Origin of the sequence: Synechococcus sp. R6-10 (genome assembly GCF_047461815.1) — a bacterium.
Lineage (GTDB): Bacteria > Cyanobacteriota > Cyanobacteriia > Thermostichales > Thermostichaceae > Thermostichus.
Genome location: NZ_JANSHW010000722.1, coordinates 1 through 884, shown reverse-complemented (window position 1 = coordinate 884; position 884 = coordinate 1). Strand labels below are relative to the sequence as shown.

Genomic DNA, 884 nt, shown 5'->3' with positions numbered 1-884 from the left:
GCACGGCTTGCCTGCCCTGTCGCCGTGCATGCAGCCACGAGTGGCGCGGACACTTTCGGCTCAGCGTCCTTTCATCGGCGGCGGGGTAGGTGCGCTGTCAGGCGTGCCTGCGGGCACGACATCGGGCGGTGGACCGACCTCCTCCACCGTTGGCTGCCCTTGCACAGGCTGCGGGTACGCGCTCGCAGGAATCTCGCCCGTAGACTGACCGCGCGTGTATTGCCACACAGCCAGCCCAATCGCCAGTGCAATCACCACTACCAACGCCACGACCAGTATCGGTTTGTTCTCTTTCCGCATGGCATGCCGCCTCGCTGGGTGTGCATCAGTAATAGTCATCCATGTCCCACATATACTTCTCGGGGTCGAGGATGAAACCGTTCATGCAGGGGCGCGGGTCGCAGCCAACGGTCAGCTGGCTGGGCGTGAAGGCTTTGGTGTGTCCATCGGCGAAGGCGACGACCATGCGTTCGCGGCGATGCCACGGCCATGTGCCGCCCAGCTCCAACCAGCGGCACCAGCCCCGCGCTTGTTGCAACAGCCAGCCCGCACCTTGCCAGTCGGAGCAGCCACAGTAAATGCCGTAGCTATACCAGCGCGTCGCGCGACTGGGGGTATACAGCATCGTGAAGGTGTCCACCGACTGACCCGTGCTGGGATTGCGCCAGAATCGGCACGGGGGCATAATCACCCAGTTGCCGCCGCCAATCGGCTGACCCGTCGCTGGATCGCGATACCAGATGCTGTCCACAAATAGAATTGTGTTCGCGGGCATCTTGATACGCGCCTCGTGCGTAGGGTTGTTGCGCCACCCATACAGGAAGTCCCCACAGCGATCGTAGCAGCCGACAGGCGAGAGGTAGGCATAGTTGTAGCCGAGATTG

Annotated in this window: 1 protein-coding gene; it reads right to left on the bottom strand. The window is 62.7% G+C overall.

All coding sequences use genetic code 11. The features are described 5' to 3' along the window. Positions 1-325 precede the first annotated feature (325 nt). Positions 326-884: hypothetical protein (locus NW837_RS15555; protein WP_414332582.1), on the bottom strand; the 559-nt coding region annotated here is incomplete at its 5' end.